Origin of the sequence: Kordiimonas lipolytica (assembly GCF_042651265.1) — a bacterium.
Classification (GTDB): domain Bacteria; phylum Pseudomonadota; class Alphaproteobacteria; order Sphingomonadales; family Kordiimonadaceae; genus Kordiimonas; species Kordiimonas lipolytica.
This window is the reverse complement of record NZ_JBHSCR010000007.1, coordinates 36,864-49,238: the sequence shown is the minus strand read 5'-3', so window position 1 is coordinate 49,238 and position 12,375 is coordinate 36,864. Positions and strand designations below refer to the sequence as shown.

General features: G+C 53.5%; 16 protein-coding genes. 11 read left to right on the top strand and 5 right to left on the bottom strand.

All coding sequences use genetic code 11. The features are described from left to right. Window positions 1-65 precede the first annotated feature (65 nt). Together ACFO5Q_RS10275 and cutA are read left to right on the top strand one after the other, a co-directional pair. Window positions 66-1,097 carry a COX15/CtaA family protein gene (locus ACFO5Q_RS10275; protein ID WP_068145940.1) on the top strand — a complete coding sequence of 344 codons (1,032 nt, stop codon included), beginning with the start codon at window positions 66-68 and terminating at the stop codon, window positions 1,095-1,097. Further along, entirely contained in the window at window positions 1,094-1,435 is a 342-nt protein-coding gene (gene cutA, locus ACFO5Q_RS10270; RefSeq protein WP_068145943.1) for a divalent-cation tolerance protein CutA, read from the top strand. The genes ACFO5Q_RS10275 and cutA overlap by 4 nt, the downstream gene beginning before the upstream one ends. A gap of 9 nt (window positions 1,436-1,444) precedes the next feature. Here cutA and ACFO5Q_RS10265 read toward each other — a convergent pair whose 3' ends face one another. Together ACFO5Q_RS10265 and ACFO5Q_RS10260 are read right to left on the bottom strand one after the other, a co-directional pair. Next, window positions 1,445-2,584 (bottom strand): nitrilase-related carbon-nitrogen hydrolase, encoded by a 1,140-nt coding sequence (locus tag ACFO5Q_RS10265; protein WP_068145946.1) that lies wholly within the window; start codon window positions 2,582-2,584, stop codon window positions 1,445-1,447. Window positions 2,585-2,596: 12 nt separating this feature from the next. Further along, the gene (locus tag ACFO5Q_RS10260; RefSeq protein WP_068145948.1) at window positions 2,597-3,607 is read right to left on the bottom strand and encodes an NADP-dependent oxidoreductase; all 1,011 of its coding nucleotides are present in this window, start codon (window positions 3,605-3,607) and stop codon (window positions 2,597-2,599) included. 279 nt (window positions 3,608-3,886) lie between these two features. On the opposite strand from ACFO5Q_RS10260, the gene rplM reads away from it, so the two are divergent. From rplM to ACFO5Q_RS10245, 3 genes are all read left to right on the top strand, one after another. Beyond that, entirely contained in the window at window positions 3,887-4,345 is a 459-nt protein-coding gene (rplM, locus tag ACFO5Q_RS10255) for a 50S ribosomal protein L13 (RefSeq protein WP_068145951.1), read from the top strand. A gap of 5 nt (window positions 4,346-4,350) precedes the next feature. After that, window positions 4,351-4,830, top strand: a complete 480-nt coding sequence (gene rpsI, locus ACFO5Q_RS10250) for a 30S ribosomal protein S9 (RefSeq protein ID WP_068145954.1) — start codon at window positions 4,351-4,353, stop codon at window positions 4,828-4,830. A gap of 161 nt (window positions 4,831-4,991) precedes the next feature. Further along, entirely contained in the window at window positions 4,992-5,486 is a 495-nt protein-coding gene (locus ACFO5Q_RS10245; protein WP_068145956.1) for a DUF2059 domain-containing protein, read from the top strand. Between the two features lie 58 nt (window positions 5,487-5,544). On the opposite strand, the gene ACFO5Q_RS10240 is transcribed toward ACFO5Q_RS10245, so the two are convergent. Then, window positions 5,545-6,072 (bottom strand): GNAT family N-acetyltransferase, encoded by a 528-nt coding sequence (locus ACFO5Q_RS10240; RefSeq protein WP_082719782.1) that lies wholly within the window; start codon window positions 6,070-6,072, stop codon window positions 5,545-5,547. Between the two features lie 172 nt (window positions 6,073-6,244). Beyond that, complete coding sequence (gene def, locus ACFO5Q_RS10235; RefSeq protein ID WP_156431909.1) at window positions 6,245-6,790, bottom strand: peptide deformylase; 546 nt, start codon at window positions 6,788-6,790, stop codon at window positions 6,245-6,247. A gap of 187 nt (window positions 6,791-6,977) precedes the next feature. On the opposite strand from def, the gene ACFO5Q_RS10230 reads away from it, so the two are divergent. The 3 genes from ACFO5Q_RS10230 to ACFO5Q_RS10220 all read left to right on the top strand — a co-directional run bounded on the left by ACFO5Q_RS10230 (window position 6,978) and on the right by ACFO5Q_RS10220 (window position 8,526). Continuing rightward, window positions 6,978-7,502, top strand: a complete 525-nt coding sequence (locus tag ACFO5Q_RS10230; RefSeq protein WP_068145963.1) for a PAS domain-containing protein — start codon at window positions 6,978-6,980, stop codon at window positions 7,500-7,502. Between the two features lie 85 nt (window positions 7,503-7,587). Further along, complete coding sequence (locus ACFO5Q_RS10225; RefSeq protein WP_068145966.1) at window positions 7,588-7,950, top strand: cupin domain-containing protein; 363 nt, start codon at window positions 7,588-7,590, stop codon at window positions 7,948-7,950. Window positions 7,951-8,109: 159 nt separating this feature from the next. Continuing rightward, a complete protein-coding gene (locus ACFO5Q_RS10220; protein ID WP_068145971.1) occupies window positions 8,110-8,526 on the top strand; it encodes a DUF4399 domain-containing protein in 417 nt (138 codons plus the stop codon). Between the two features lie 52 nt (window positions 8,527-8,578). On the opposite strand, the gene ACFO5Q_RS10215 is transcribed toward ACFO5Q_RS10220, so the two are convergent. Then, entirely contained in the window at window positions 8,579-9,151 is a 573-nt protein-coding gene (locus ACFO5Q_RS10215) for a hypothetical protein (RefSeq protein WP_156431910.1), read from the bottom strand. A 177-nt stretch (window positions 9,152-9,328) separates the two neighbouring features. Between ACFO5Q_RS10215 and ACFO5Q_RS10210 the strand changes: the two genes are divergently transcribed. Genes ACFO5Q_RS10210 through ACFO5Q_RS10200 form a run of 3 tightly spaced genes read left to right on the top strand, consistent with a single transcriptional unit; the run spans window position 9,329 to window position 12,355 of the window. After that, the gene (locus ACFO5Q_RS10210) at window positions 9,329-9,670 is read left to right on the top strand and encodes a 5-carboxymethyl-2-hydroxymuconate Delta-isomerase (protein WP_068145977.1); all 342 of its coding nucleotides are present in this window, start codon (window positions 9,329-9,331) and stop codon (window positions 9,668-9,670) included. Window positions 9,671-9,693: 23 nt separating this feature from the next. Beyond that, window positions 9,694-11,097, top strand: coding sequence for a M28 family metallopeptidase (locus ACFO5Q_RS10205; RefSeq protein ID WP_068145981.1), 1,404 nt, complete (start codon window positions 9,694-9,696; stop codon window positions 11,095-11,097). Next, window positions 11,087-12,355 (top strand): glycerate kinase type-2 family protein, encoded by a 1,269-nt coding sequence (locus ACFO5Q_RS10200; protein ID WP_156431911.1) that lies wholly within the window; start codon window positions 11,087-11,089, stop codon window positions 12,353-12,355. The genes ACFO5Q_RS10205 and ACFO5Q_RS10200 overlap by 11 nt, the downstream gene beginning before the upstream one ends. Window positions 12,356-12,375 lie beyond the last annotated feature (20 nt).

The following is a 12,375-nucleotide window of genomic DNA, read 5'->3' as shown; positions in this document are numbered from 1 at the left end:
AGCAGATAGAGGAATGCGGCACAATGTCTCTTGCCCTTTGGACCTAATGGCGCTAGCAAACCGGCATGATGTTTCAAACAGAAGATAAAGACCGCCGCGCGGTAGGTCGCTGGCTGCTGTTCATGGCCTTCATGGTGTTTGCCATGGTGGTTGTTGGCGGCGCGACAAGGCTGACAGAATCGGGCCTGTCGATGGTTGATTGGCGCCCTGTAACCGGGGTTTTGCCGCCAATCGGTGACGATGCCTGGCAAGCAGAGTTCGCGAAATACCAGCAAAGCCCGGAATATAAGCTCAAGAACTATCACATGAGCGTCGAGGACTTTAAAGGCATCTTCTATTGGGAATGGGGGCACCGCCTGCTTGGTCGCCTGATCGGCCTGTTCTTCTTTGTGCCCATGGTGTGGTTCTGGGCCAAGGGTAGGGTGCCAGACGGCTATAAGCCACGCCTGGCCGCTTTGTTCGTGCTGGGCGGCCTTCAGGGGCTGATGGGCTGGTACATGGTCATGTCCGGCCTTGTGGACGAGCCGGCGGTCAGTCATTACCGCCTGACAGCGCATCTTTCGCTGGCGCTTCTGATCTTCGCCGCGCTTTTCTGGACCGCGTTGTCTCTTTTGAACCCCAAACCCGCGGGCGGCACGCCGCTGCTCAAGCGCCTGACCCACACAGCCATGCTTGTTCTGGTGCTGCAACTGGTGATGGGCGCGCTGGTCGCGGGGCTGAAGGCGGGACACATCTTCAATACATGGCCACTGATGGGCGAGACCTTTGTGCCAGAAGGCCTTTGGTTCATGGAGCCTTGGTGGCTTAACATGCTGGATAACGCCATCACGGTGCAGTTTGACCACAGGATCGGCGCTTATGTGCTTACCATTCTCGTTGTAGTCATCGGTTTTATGGCGCAAAACGCCCCGCGAGAGACAAAAAACGCAGTTTACCTCTTGATCGGAGCGGTAGGCGTGCAGATGTTATTAGGCATCATAATGCTTCTGAAAGAAGTACCGGTCAGTTGGGGTACGGCCCACCAAGGTGGAGGCGTGCTCGTGCTGGCTGCAATAATAAATCTGATGCATAAACAGCGAGGGAGGATCGCCAAGTGAGCGACCATCAAGAAAACCAGCAATCAGAGTATGTCACCATCTATGTGATGGCCGAAAGCGAGGACGTTGCGGTTCATATTTCCACGGCACTTGTGAAAGAGCGCATTGTGGCCTGCGCCAACGTAAACTCGGGCACGCGCTCTATTTATGAGTGGGACGGCATTATTCAGTTGGAAAATGAAGTGACCATCTTCATGAAAACGGCCCGCAGGAATGCGGAAAAGGCTGTAGCTCGCATCAAGGAACTGCACAGCTACGAAGTGCCGTGCATTACTGTGATGCCAATCGTTGGCGGAAACGCCGATTATATGACCTGGATCGAGCGCCAGATCGACTAGCCTGATAGGCTATTTCAACCACAAGTTATAGAGGGCGGCGCCGTCATCGCCGCCTTCGCCTATATGCAGCGTGCCGCCTTCCAGGATCAAGGCACGACCGGATCCCTTGAGGTCCCACAGGCTTCCTTTCAGAAACACGTTCATACCCCATTGGATGCCGTGGCGCTCAGCCTTGGCGGGCAGGGCGTATTTCACCCAGGCTTCGCCTTCAGTGATCTTGCCTATATCCGCCTTCCAGGCGTCGCCCGGTGGGGCGTCATTCAGGTATCCCTGCCAGGGTGCGTCCCACATTGTGTCTGTCAGGAAACTGGGCACCAGCAATAGTTCGACCCCTTCGCCTGCCATATAGCTAGTGGTGTCATCAAACCAGCTGTCAGCGCAGATCATGACACCGAACTTGTAGTCAGCCAGCGAGAAGGTTGGCAGGAATTCGGGCTTTGATCCCGTCGTAAAGCCGGTTTCAGACGGGATGGGATGAACTTTGCGGACGGCGTCTTCTTGCGGCACGCCGTCTGGACCGAACACAAAACCTGCGTTAAAGATGGGCCCATGGCCGTATGACAGGCTGTCGGGGTAAACGCCGGGCGTCATGAGCGCGCTTGACCCCGCAACAAGGGTAATGTCGTATTTCCTTGAAAGCGCACCATAGACTTTGAGCTGGGCATCAGCCGATGCGCGCGTCCGGGTGCGGATCAGCGCCGCGGACGTGTTATCTGGATCATCGAAGATAAACAGGTTCTTGAGGAACTGTGGCAGGTTATGGGTGATGATCGGCAGCATGGCCTCGGAACTGCTGGAGGCGTCATAGACACGGTTGCCTTGACCCGCTGCCAGAAGCCAGGTGCCTATATGCTCTGGCAACAGCACAATAGTGCCGGGCTTGAGCCAGCCTTTCTGCTTCGCCGCAGCCAAATAGCCGTCGATCTTGGCCTGGAATCGGTCGGGAGTCGCATAATCCAGTGGCTCCATATAGGGCTCGATGCCCACAACATTGCCGCTGCCTGTGTCGGTCCCGTAGCTGGCGGTCACCTTAAGGTGCAAGGCGGGTGCTTCCGACAGATTGGGCTTTAAGCCAGGCCAGAACAAATAAAAGCCGGCGGCCACAAGGACCGCCAGCGCTATCAGTTTCTTTTTGTGACGCTTCAGCATGGATGAAGCCTATCAGTCGTCCGCGAGGCGTACCACCTGTTTGCCAAAATTCCGCCCCTTCAGCACGCCCATAAAGGCTTGAGGTGCGTTTTCAATGCCATCGGCCACGCTTTCGCGGTACTTGAGCTTGCCTTCCTTGAGCCAGCCTGCGCCAACCTGGATCCATTCCTTACACAGGTCAGGATAATTGAAGACGATAAAACCCTGCATCTTCACGCTACGGCCAACCAGGATAGCGAGGTTGCGTGGGCCGGGCGGCATGTCTTCCAGTTTGTTGTCATAGACGGCGATCATACCGCACAGTGCTACTCGAGCGTTGAAGTTCAGGTTGTTGATCACAGCTTCAAGCTGGGGGCCGCCGACATTTTCAAAATAGACGTCAATGCCGTTCGGGTTGGCGGCACGCGTGGCTTTATGGATATCCGAGGTCTTATAATTGAAGGCTTCATCAAAGCCCAGTTCGTCCTTCAGGTAGGCGACCTTGTCATCAGAGCCTGCACTACCGGCAACATGACAGCCCATGTTCTTGCCGATCTGGCCGACGACCTGACCGACAGCGCCTGATGCGGCAGAGACGAACAATTGCTCACCTTCTTTGAGTTCCGCCACGCCCTTTAGGCCCACATAGGCTGTCATGCCCGGCATGCCAAGGATACCAAGATAGTAGGAGAGGGGGGCGAGATCAGGATCAACCGGCTGGAAGCCTTCGCCGCCCGTAACCATATAGTTCGCCCAAAGGCCCATGCCTGTGAGGTAGGTACCCTCTGGGAACTTGCCACCATTGGATTTGACGACCTTCGCCACGATGCCCGCCTGCAGCGGTTCGCCTATCTGGAACGGCGGTACATAGCTTTTCATATCATTCATGCGGCCACGCATATAGGGGTCAACCGACATGTAGATGGTTTGTAGAAGCATCTCGCCTTGGCCGGGCTCCGGCACCGCGGCTGTCGCCAGCTCAAAGTTTTCCGGTATCACCACGCCGTCTGGCCGGCTGGCGAGAAGGATTTGTTGGTTTTCCATGACTGTGCTGTCCCCAAGTTTGGATGTTTGACTCGTTCCTGATATGGGTCAGCCATGAAAAGGGGCAAGGGAAGGTCATAAAATGATGGGGTATTTAATTACCGTTTTATTAATTCATTGTTTTTACTTAATAAAATTGCAAAAATGGCTGAAAATAGCTGTTGACTAGCGGTGAAATCCGCATATATTGCCCGCCACGAACCGAAGTGCGGGTTTTGTCCCGCTTTTAAGGTATTGAGAGTTTAACACCGGTTTACCGGTAACCGAGGCAAAATTGCGATGAAAACATATTCCGCAAAACCTTCGGAGATCGAGAAGAAATGGCTCGTTGTAGACGCAGAAGACGTAGTTCTGGGTCGTCTGGCACAAGCCGTTGCAGTTGTTCTCCGTGGCAAGCACAAGCCAACTTACACGCCGCACATGGATTGCGGTGACAATGTAATCGTCATCAACGCTGAAAAAGTGAAGCTGACCGGCAAGAAGCTTGCTGACAAAGTTTACTACCGTCACACTGGCCACCCAGGTGGTATCAAGTCTGCTACTGCAGGCGAGATCCTGACTGGCCGTTTCCCAGAGCGCGTTATTGAAAAAGCGATCGAGCGTATGATCCCTAAAGGTCCGCTTGGCCGTCAACAAATGCGCAACCTGCGTGTATACGCCGGTACTGAGCATCCACATGCCGCACAAGAGCCTCAGGTTCTCGACGTTGCTGCAATGAACCCGAAGAACAAGAGGTAAGCGACATGGCCGATCTTCAGGACCTTAAAGAACTGACCGGCGAAGCAGCTGCTGTTGCCGCCGACGTTACCGAAGAGCGCACGCCGGTTGTTGACGACCTTGGTCGCTCCTATGCCACTGGCAAGCGTAAAGACGCTATTGCCCGCGTTTGGGTTAAGCCTGGCTCCGGTAAAGTGACTGTAAACGGTCGCGATCAGGAAACTTACTTCGCACGTCCAACGCTGCGCCTGATCGTTAACCAGCCTTTCCAGGTTGCTGGCCGCGAAAATCAATATGATGTTATCGCTACCGTTAAAGGCGGCGGTCTTTCCGGCCAAGCTGGCGCGGTTAAGCACGGCATCTCCAAAGCGCTTCAGCTGGCCGAGCCTGAGCTGCGTGCTGCCCTTAAGGCTGCAGGCTTCCTCACTCGCGACAGCCGTGTGGTTGAACGTAAGAAATACGGTAAAGCAAAAGCTCGCCGTTCCTTCCAGTTCTCCAAGCGTTAAGCGTTACAGAGTTTCTGTTTCGAGTATTTGTACCGAGTACCAAACAATATTGTTCAGAGTTCAAAAGGCTGCCCCACGGGGCGGCCTTTTTTGTTGCTTCCTTCATTTCTTTTCAGATAGTGATAGTTCTACATTAAGAGATAATTCATATTGGGGGTACCATGAGAAACATAGCGGTCATTGCAGCGTTGCTGATTGGGTTGTCAGCAGCTGTTGCTGCTGATGAATTTGAAGAAAAAGCACTGCGTATCATTGAACTTGACAACACCACGCAACCGTCTATCGACATGATGGATGAGATGATACGCTCTCTGCAGCCCATGATGATTAACCAAATGTATCAGGATTTTACTGATCAGGGTAAAGCAGTGAAACGCGAGACCGTTGTCAAATTGGTCAACGAGTGGCGTGAGTTAGTGATTGTCGAGTTCAGTGAAAAAATGACGCCATTGTTGGTCAAAGAATATCGAAAGCATTTCAGTGTCGAAGAGATGGATCAAATGATCCAGATAATGGAGACGCCAGCTTATCAGACCTTTTCAAGCAGAACGCCAGAGATTATGAAGTCTGCCGGCGATGCTGGTGAACGTCTAGGGCAGGAACTTGGGCAAAAAATAATGTTGGATCTTCTGGAGAAATATCCAGATCTCCGATAGCCATGATACGTTGGCAGAAAAAGCCGCCCTACGGGGCGGCCTTTTTTGTTGTCTGTCTCTAGCGCAGCAAAGAGAAATAGAGGATGCCGTCCAACAGGTTGGTCTGTCGGAATCCTACTTTCTCAAGCACTCCGATAGACGGAATAAGATCTGGCAGGGTAGTTGCTGTAACAGCCGTGACAGACGGATCCGCAAATGCGTGATCCACAAGAAGGCCGGTCATGCGTGTTGCAAAGCCTCGTCTGCGATAGGGCTCCAGAATGCTATAGCCGATCTCGACCTCACCGTTCTCATCCGGCTGTTCTTTGAAGCCGCCCAGACCAATCGCGTGACGCTGGCCGCCTTCGTGTAACAGCACATAGTAGAAGCCCCAGTCTGCTGTCTGAGCGCCCGCGGGGATTAGGTTCAGCGCATGGCGGAAACTGTCGTCGTCGTTAAGGTCCGGCGGCCAGTAGGGTGGGGCTGCATCGACATCGAGAATGTTGAACACCGCTGGCGGGTCATTCAGCTCTGCCTGCAGTAGGTTTCTGCTCGCGGGAACCAAGGTTATGGTTCCGTCGGTCGGAGTAGATGGATGTTTGGTCATTGAAGTATCCTGAAAATGTGCGACTGAGTAGGCAAACACAAAAAAAAACCCGGCCAAGGCGGCTTATGCTTGCATTGCTATTTCAGTGCCTTTCAGGCAGTCACAGGCGATCCAATTCGCTGATATTGATGACTCAGTATAGCGAAGCTCTGCCGCTAGGCCAATAGCGCCGCTAGTGATGATCGTGGCCGCAATGCGGGTCGCCACATGCGTGACCCTGCTTAAGGTATTTCTGCATTTTTTTCAAAAGCCGGTCCCGTTTCATCTTGGAAAGATGGTCCAGATAGGTACGGCCATCCAGATAGTCCATCTCATGCTGGATCACGATGGCAAGAAATCCCTCTGCCGCCAGTTCCTTCCTGGCACCGGCTTGATCCAGGTATGTGAGCTTGATGGCGTTGGGCCGTGTGATTTCGGCCGAAATACCGGGGAAACTTAAGGAAGCCTCCTCATTGGTTGACATCTCTTCAGACGCCCAGGTGATTTCCGGGTTGATGCACACAAGTGGATCACGGTTTCCTTCTGGCTGGATGTCCACGACAATTATGCGGTGCAAGAGTCCAACCATATTGGCCGCGATGCCGATACCGCGATTTTCATACATAGCATCAAGCATGTCAGCGGCGAGGGACTTGATTTCATCGGTCACGTCGGCAACGGGTTCTGCCTTTTTGCGAAAAATCGGGTGGGGTGCGGTGACAATCTGAAGATGGGCCATTGGTCTCATTCGCTCACTGGTTTTGATAAGGCTTCCAGATACGCCTAAAGCTGGCTTGGTGGAAGAGAAATCTAACTGGCAGCAATTTGTGGATAGCCTCTTAACATAAAATTTATAAAAACCGCTGACATATGGTGTCTTACAACCTTAAGATATCCAGACATTTGGACGCTGTTGAGAGTATATTATGTCTTCTTTTCCGAGAGATATTTCATCTAAAATCCAGCATTCGCTGGCGGAATTTTCTATTGCCGAGGTCAATAGCGGCAATAAAGATCTCCTGGGCCGGGATGCTAGTTGGCTTTTTGCCTATGCCTACAGGAACGTCTCAATTGGCGGCGTGCCGGTGCGGGCCGACCTCTCGCCCAGTGATATGAAGCATCTGCTCCCTGACGTGATGATTCTCGAACCTCAGATGGACGGCGACACGCTGACAGACATCAAGGTCCGCCTGACCGGGTCGCGTATGTCGGCCTTCTATGGCCCCGTTGTTGACGGCAGCCTGAGAACACTCAACAGCGCAACGGCTGTGGATCGGGGCTTCAAGTGTGTTGCAGCTGTCCTTGCGTCCGGACAGCCGGTGCTGGGGCATTCGGTCAAAATGTCGGCGGACCTACCGTATTTCCAAGTCACGCTGTTGTTCATCCCGCTGCTTGGCGAAAGCGGCTCTATAGATCAGATTTTGGTGCATTTCTCGGCAGTGCCAGAATAACGAAAAAATGTGATCACATTTTTGTTGCTTATACTCACGCCTTCCAGCACATTGGCGCTCTAATGCCATATAGGGAGGATAGCCAATGGCCGGAGTATCGATTGTCTCATTTGATTCTGTCACGCCTGAACGGGAAGAGGGGCTCCCGGACAGCAGTAAATTGATTTCAGGCACGCCGCTTCAGGTTACGGAAAATGTCTTTGAAGGCGCATCGGGAAAGTTCTTCACAGGATATTGGTCATCAGCTGCCGGAAAGTGGCACGTGAACTACGACGGTGAAGAGGAGTTCTGTCACATCCTGGAGGGTGAGATCGAGCTGACTAGCGAAGATGGGGATACCCAGCGTTTCAAGGCTGGGGATAAATTTGTCGTACCCGCTGGTTTCAAAGGGACCTGGGAAACGATTGAGCCCTGCAAGAAGCTTTATGTCATTGCGCTTGTTGGGTAAGGCTTTCGCCATCAGATTGAAATAGCTCCGCCAGCGATCGATGCCCGCGCTGGCGCTAGCGGCATGATCAACTTGCTATGTTTTTGCGTATAAACATTGTGGCCGGAGCAAGTCGGCTGTGAGATAGTGCCTCAGAGTTACATCAAGGGAGATTTCGAGATGAGTTGTCGCCATCTAACCGTATTGCTTGGGCTATTCGTTTCCGTTTGGTCGGCCGACCTGGCAGGCGCAGACGATAAAGCACAGGCATATATTATCAGCCCAACAGACGGCGCTGTGGTGACAAGCCCTGTTACCGTAGTGTTTGGCTTAAAAGGCATGGGGGTTGCCCCGGCAGGTACTGACAAAGCAAACACCGGCCACCACCACCTACTTATTGATACGGGGTTGCCGCCACTGGACGAAAATATCCCGGCAGACGAAAATCATATTCATTTTGGTGGCGGCCAGACAGAGGTAACGATCAACCTGGCACCCGGCAATCATACTCTGCAACTGTTGCTGGGAGATATGAACCATATTCCTCATAATCCTCCGGTTTTCTCCAGGCGGATAACCATCACGGTGAAAGAATAAGGAATAAAGAAGGCCAGCAAATGCTGGCCTTCGCTTTTTCTGTTACCGGCGTTCAACTTTCAAACTGCAGCGCTGGTATCTCTTCCCATTGAAGCAAACCTGGCCTTGGATTATGGATGATCCGGTTGATGTCGGAATGCTCCGTCAGTCTTCTTGCTTTGCGCAGGAGCACATTGGCCTTGCTATTGCTTTTTCCAGCTTGGGAACGGGGCACTTCTGGCCTGATAGGGCGGTACTGCCAGCTCAGCCGGTAGTTTACCCGCTCGGCCAACAGCTTGGTCTGCATGTTCAGCTTACCGTAGTATTGTTGGAAATCCGCGTTTAAGTGATCCACAAGAACAGAGCGTTGCCTGCTGTCCGTCATGCCGTCCACAAGGCGCTGGATTTGCACATATTTTTCAGCCGCACAATCGAGCCAAGCGTTGGTCTCAATGATGAAACTTCTGACTTCACGGCGCACAGGTTGGTGGATTGAACCGCCGCGCACTTTCGCTGGCGCAGTTGGCACAGCGCCGCACAGGTCCGCAATACTAGGCACTTGATCTAATGCTTTTTCAAGCTCTGGCGTGCTATAGTCAGGTGGGACTGCGAAGGTCAATGTTAGTGCCACAAGTATCTTCATCAAAAAGTCCCCTTCTTACCTTGCAGGGCCGCGTCAATGGGCGCTCCGGTCACTTCACGTGCAAGTGTAAAACTATTACGAGTTTTTTCAAAAAAAGAAATCCATTGAACAGCAGTAATCTTTTAAAAGAGAGCTGCTCGCATTAGCATCCAGCCAAGTTTCTTTTTTTGGAGTTTCTCAATGCCGCACTTAATCGTCGAATATAGCCGGGACCTTGAAGATGAAGCCGGTCCGGACAGCCTGCTCGCGGCAGCTCATGACATCTCAATGGCATCGGGCCTGTTCGACGAGTCGGACATCAAGGTCAGACTTTTTCCGGTCGATCACGCCCTTGTGGCTGGAAAACCAGCACCGACGCTGCATATTACCTGCTACTTGCTTTCCGGGCGGGATCAGCCGACCAAGAAAGCCCTGAATGAAGCACTGATAAATGGGTTTGCGGCACTCGTGCCATCTGCAAAATCCATCAGTGCAAACGCGATTGATATGGACCGAGAATCATACGCCAAGATATCGCGCTAAAGATAAAGAAACCGGAGGGATATATGAAACGCGCAAAATACGGGATTGCCGCTGGCGCCGCCTTGTTACTTACGGCTACAGCCGGAGCAGAGCATCACGAAGGCCCACAGGGTGAGGTTCAGCGGCTTCACAAGATGGTGGCCGATGTGTCTGCCGATCGGATCGAAGCAGATATTACGAAGCTGGTCAGCTTTGGGACGCGTCATACCCTTTCGGACACAACATCTGAAACGCGCGGCATCGGCGCGGCCCGTCGCTGGATCGAAGCCGAATTCAAGCGTATTGCCGAAGGATGCGTCGCTGACCTGGAGGTCTATACCATTTCCGATGTGGTCACGGGCGCCCGGATCCCCAACCCGACGGAAGTTGTGAATGTGATCGCCGTGCAAAAAGGCATCCTTGATCCAAACCGCGTTGTGATGATGTCCGGCGATATCGACAACCGTGTATCTGACCCGCTTGACGGCACAAGCGATTCCCCCGGCGCTAACGACAATGCCTCCGGCATGGCCGGCACAATGGAAGCCGCTCGGGTCCTGTGCCAGACCAAATTCCCCGGCACGATCGTCTATGCAGGCCTTTCGGGCGAGGAGCAGGGCCTGTTTGGCGGTGCAATCCTTGCAAGCCACATCAAGGAAAAGGGCTGGCGCCTGATGGGTGTTCTGAACAATGACATGATCGGCAACATCGAGGGTGTGAATGGCGTTATCAACAACACAACGGCACGGGTTTTCTCTGAAGGGACACGTGTGACCGAAACGTCAGAAGAAGCCCGCCAGCGTCGCTTCTGGGGCGGAGAGGTGGATAGTCCAAGCCGTAACATTGCGCGACTGGTTGACCGCCTTGCAGACACCTATATCCCGAACCTGGATGTAATGATGGTCTACCGCCTGGACCGTTTCCGTCGCGGCGGCCATCACAGGCCATTCAATGAGGCTGGTTGGCCGGGTGTCCGTATCATGGAAACCAATGAAAACTACAATCGCCAGCACCAGGATCTCCGCACTGAGAATGGCATCCGGTATGGTGATACGCTGGACGGTGTAGACTTTGATTATGCCGCGAAGTTGACGGCCCTGAATGTTGTGACCCTGGCATCCATGGCTGGTGCACCGCCATTTCCAAGCGATGTGACGCTTGAAGGCGCAGTGTCGCCATCCACGACGATCAAATGGGATGTGCCGGGGGATGAGCGCGAAAGGGCCAATCTGCGGGGCTTCAAGATTTACTGGCGGCTGACCACTGACGCACAGTGGCGCTGGAGCCATTTCGTGGGTCCAGACGTGCGCTCGCATACACTGGAAAACATCGTTATCGATAACTATTTCTTCGGTGTTGCATCCGTCGCCAACGACGGCCTTGAAAGCCCAGTGGTGTTCCCAGGCTCTATGGGGGCGTTTGAGCGGACAGCCGCAGGTGAAGACTGACATAGCAGACGATTGGCAGGCCTTTTGCGCCAGCACTTTTTCGGCTGCCATCAGGCCTGTCTTGCCAAAAAACTGCCTGCCTCCGTTCCTTCCGGACCCAACGGCCTATCGCGCCGTGAAACTTATTGCCTTGGGCAAAGGCGCCGCGGCCATGGCCCGTACGGTTGAACAATGCTGGCCAGATGTCGCAATAACCGGCATTGCCGTTTGTCGCGAAGGCTATGGCGTGCAGTGTGACCGTGTAGACGTAATCGAAAGCGCCCATCCCATTCCCGATGAGCGCAGTGTTGCCGCGGCTGAGCGTGCACTGAAGGTTGCAGCCGACACCAAGCCCGATGAACTTTTGCTGGTGCTTCTGTCAGGTGGCGGCTCATCTCTTGCATGCTTGCCATCGGACGGGATAACACTTGAAACAAAGAAACAGCTGATTTCAAGCCTTTTGCGGGCAGGTGCCGATATTTCGGAATTAAACACTGTGCGCAAGCACCTGTCGGCTATAAAGGGTGGCCGCTTGGCCGCTGCCGCTGTCAACGCTGGTCATATTGTGACGCTCGCGATATCAGATGTCGTCGGCGATGATCCTGGCCTGATTGCGTCCGGACCAACCCAGGCGGACACATCCTTATGGCAGGATGCGCAAGAAATCCTGGATCGATACGGCCTGGAGCGGCCACGCAGCTGGGCGGATGACTGTGCCTTTGTGGAGAGCAATAGAAGCAGCTTTCAAATTGTCGCCAAGGCTGGCGACATGCTTAAGGCGGCAGAGAACTATGCCGAGGCGTTGGGCTTTGATGTGCGAAATATTGGGAATGATGTAGTTGGAGAGGCAAAGGATGTTGCTGAAAAACATGCCGCAATTGCGCGCTCCCATCTCGAAAAAAATATGGACAAGCCGATCTTACTTTTGTCCGGCGGGGAGCTAACAGCTACAGTGCGCGGCGCCGGGCAGGGCGGCCCAAACCAGGAGTATGTATTGGCGTTGGCAGCTGCATTCGGCTCGGATGATGGGCTGTATGCGTTTGCTGCTGACACGGACGGTATGGACGGTGTCGGTGGGGCTGCGGGGGGCATCAGCACGCCGCAGAGCCGCAAATTAGCGATTGAAAAGGCTGTGGTACCAGAGGCCATGTTGGCGGAAAATGACAGCCTGCAATATTTCAAAATCCTGGACAGCAGTTTTACCGTAGAACCAACGATGACTAACGTGAATGACTTCCGTATGATCGCAATTATGCCACAAGGGCTGACAGCGCATTGACAAACATGTGAGGTGCGAAC

What these genes read in the sequence shown, in the direction of transcription:
- ACFO5Q_RS10275 (WP_068145940.1), top strand. Translation starts at nt 66, where the DNA reads ATGATGTTTCAAACAGAAGATAAAGACCGCCGCGCGGTAGGTCGCTGG.
- ACFO5Q_RS10265 (WP_068145946.1), bottom strand. Translation starts at nt 2,584, where the DNA reads ATGCTGAAGCGTCACAAAAAGAAACTGATAGCGCTGGCGGTCCTTGTG.
- ACFO5Q_RS10260 (WP_068145948.1), bottom strand. Translation starts at nt 3,607, where the DNA reads ATGGAAAACCAACAAATCCTTCTCGCCAGCCGGCCAGACGGCGTGGTG.
- rplM (WP_068145951.1), top strand. Translation starts at nt 3,887, where the DNA reads ATGAAAACATATTCCGCAAAACCTTCGGAGATCGAGAAGAAATGGCTC.
- rpsI (WP_068145954.1), top strand. Translation starts at nt 4,351, where the DNA reads ATGGCCGATCTTCAGGACCTTAAAGAACTGACCGGCGAAGCAGCTGCT.
- ACFO5Q_RS10245 (WP_068145956.1), top strand. Translation starts at nt 4,992, where the DNA reads ATGAGAAACATAGCGGTCATTGCAGCGTTGCTGATTGGGTTGTCAGCA.
- ACFO5Q_RS10240 (WP_082719782.1), bottom strand. Translation starts at nt 6,072, where the DNA reads ATGACCAAACATCCATCTACTCCGACCGACGGAACCATAACCTTGGTT.
- def (WP_156431909.1), bottom strand. Translation starts at nt 6,790, where the DNA reads ATGGCCCATCTTCAGATTGTCACCGCACCCCACCCGATTTTTCGCAAA.
- ACFO5Q_RS10230 (WP_068145963.1), top strand. Translation starts at nt 6,978, where the DNA reads ATGTCTTCTTTTCCGAGAGATATTTCATCTAAAATCCAGCATTCGCTG.
- ACFO5Q_RS10225 (WP_068145966.1), top strand. Translation starts at nt 7,588, where the DNA reads ATGGCCGGAGTATCGATTGTCTCATTTGATTCTGTCACGCCTGAACGG.
- ACFO5Q_RS10220 (WP_068145971.1), top strand. Translation starts at nt 8,110, where the DNA reads ATGAGTTGTCGCCATCTAACCGTATTGCTTGGGCTATTCGTTTCCGTT.
- ACFO5Q_RS10210 (WP_068145977.1), top strand. Translation starts at nt 9,329, where the DNA reads ATGCCGCACTTAATCGTCGAATATAGCCGGGACCTTGAAGATGAAGCC.
- ACFO5Q_RS10205 (WP_068145981.1), top strand. Translation starts at nt 9,694, where the DNA reads ATGAAACGCGCAAAATACGGGATTGCCGCTGGCGCCGCCTTGTTACTT.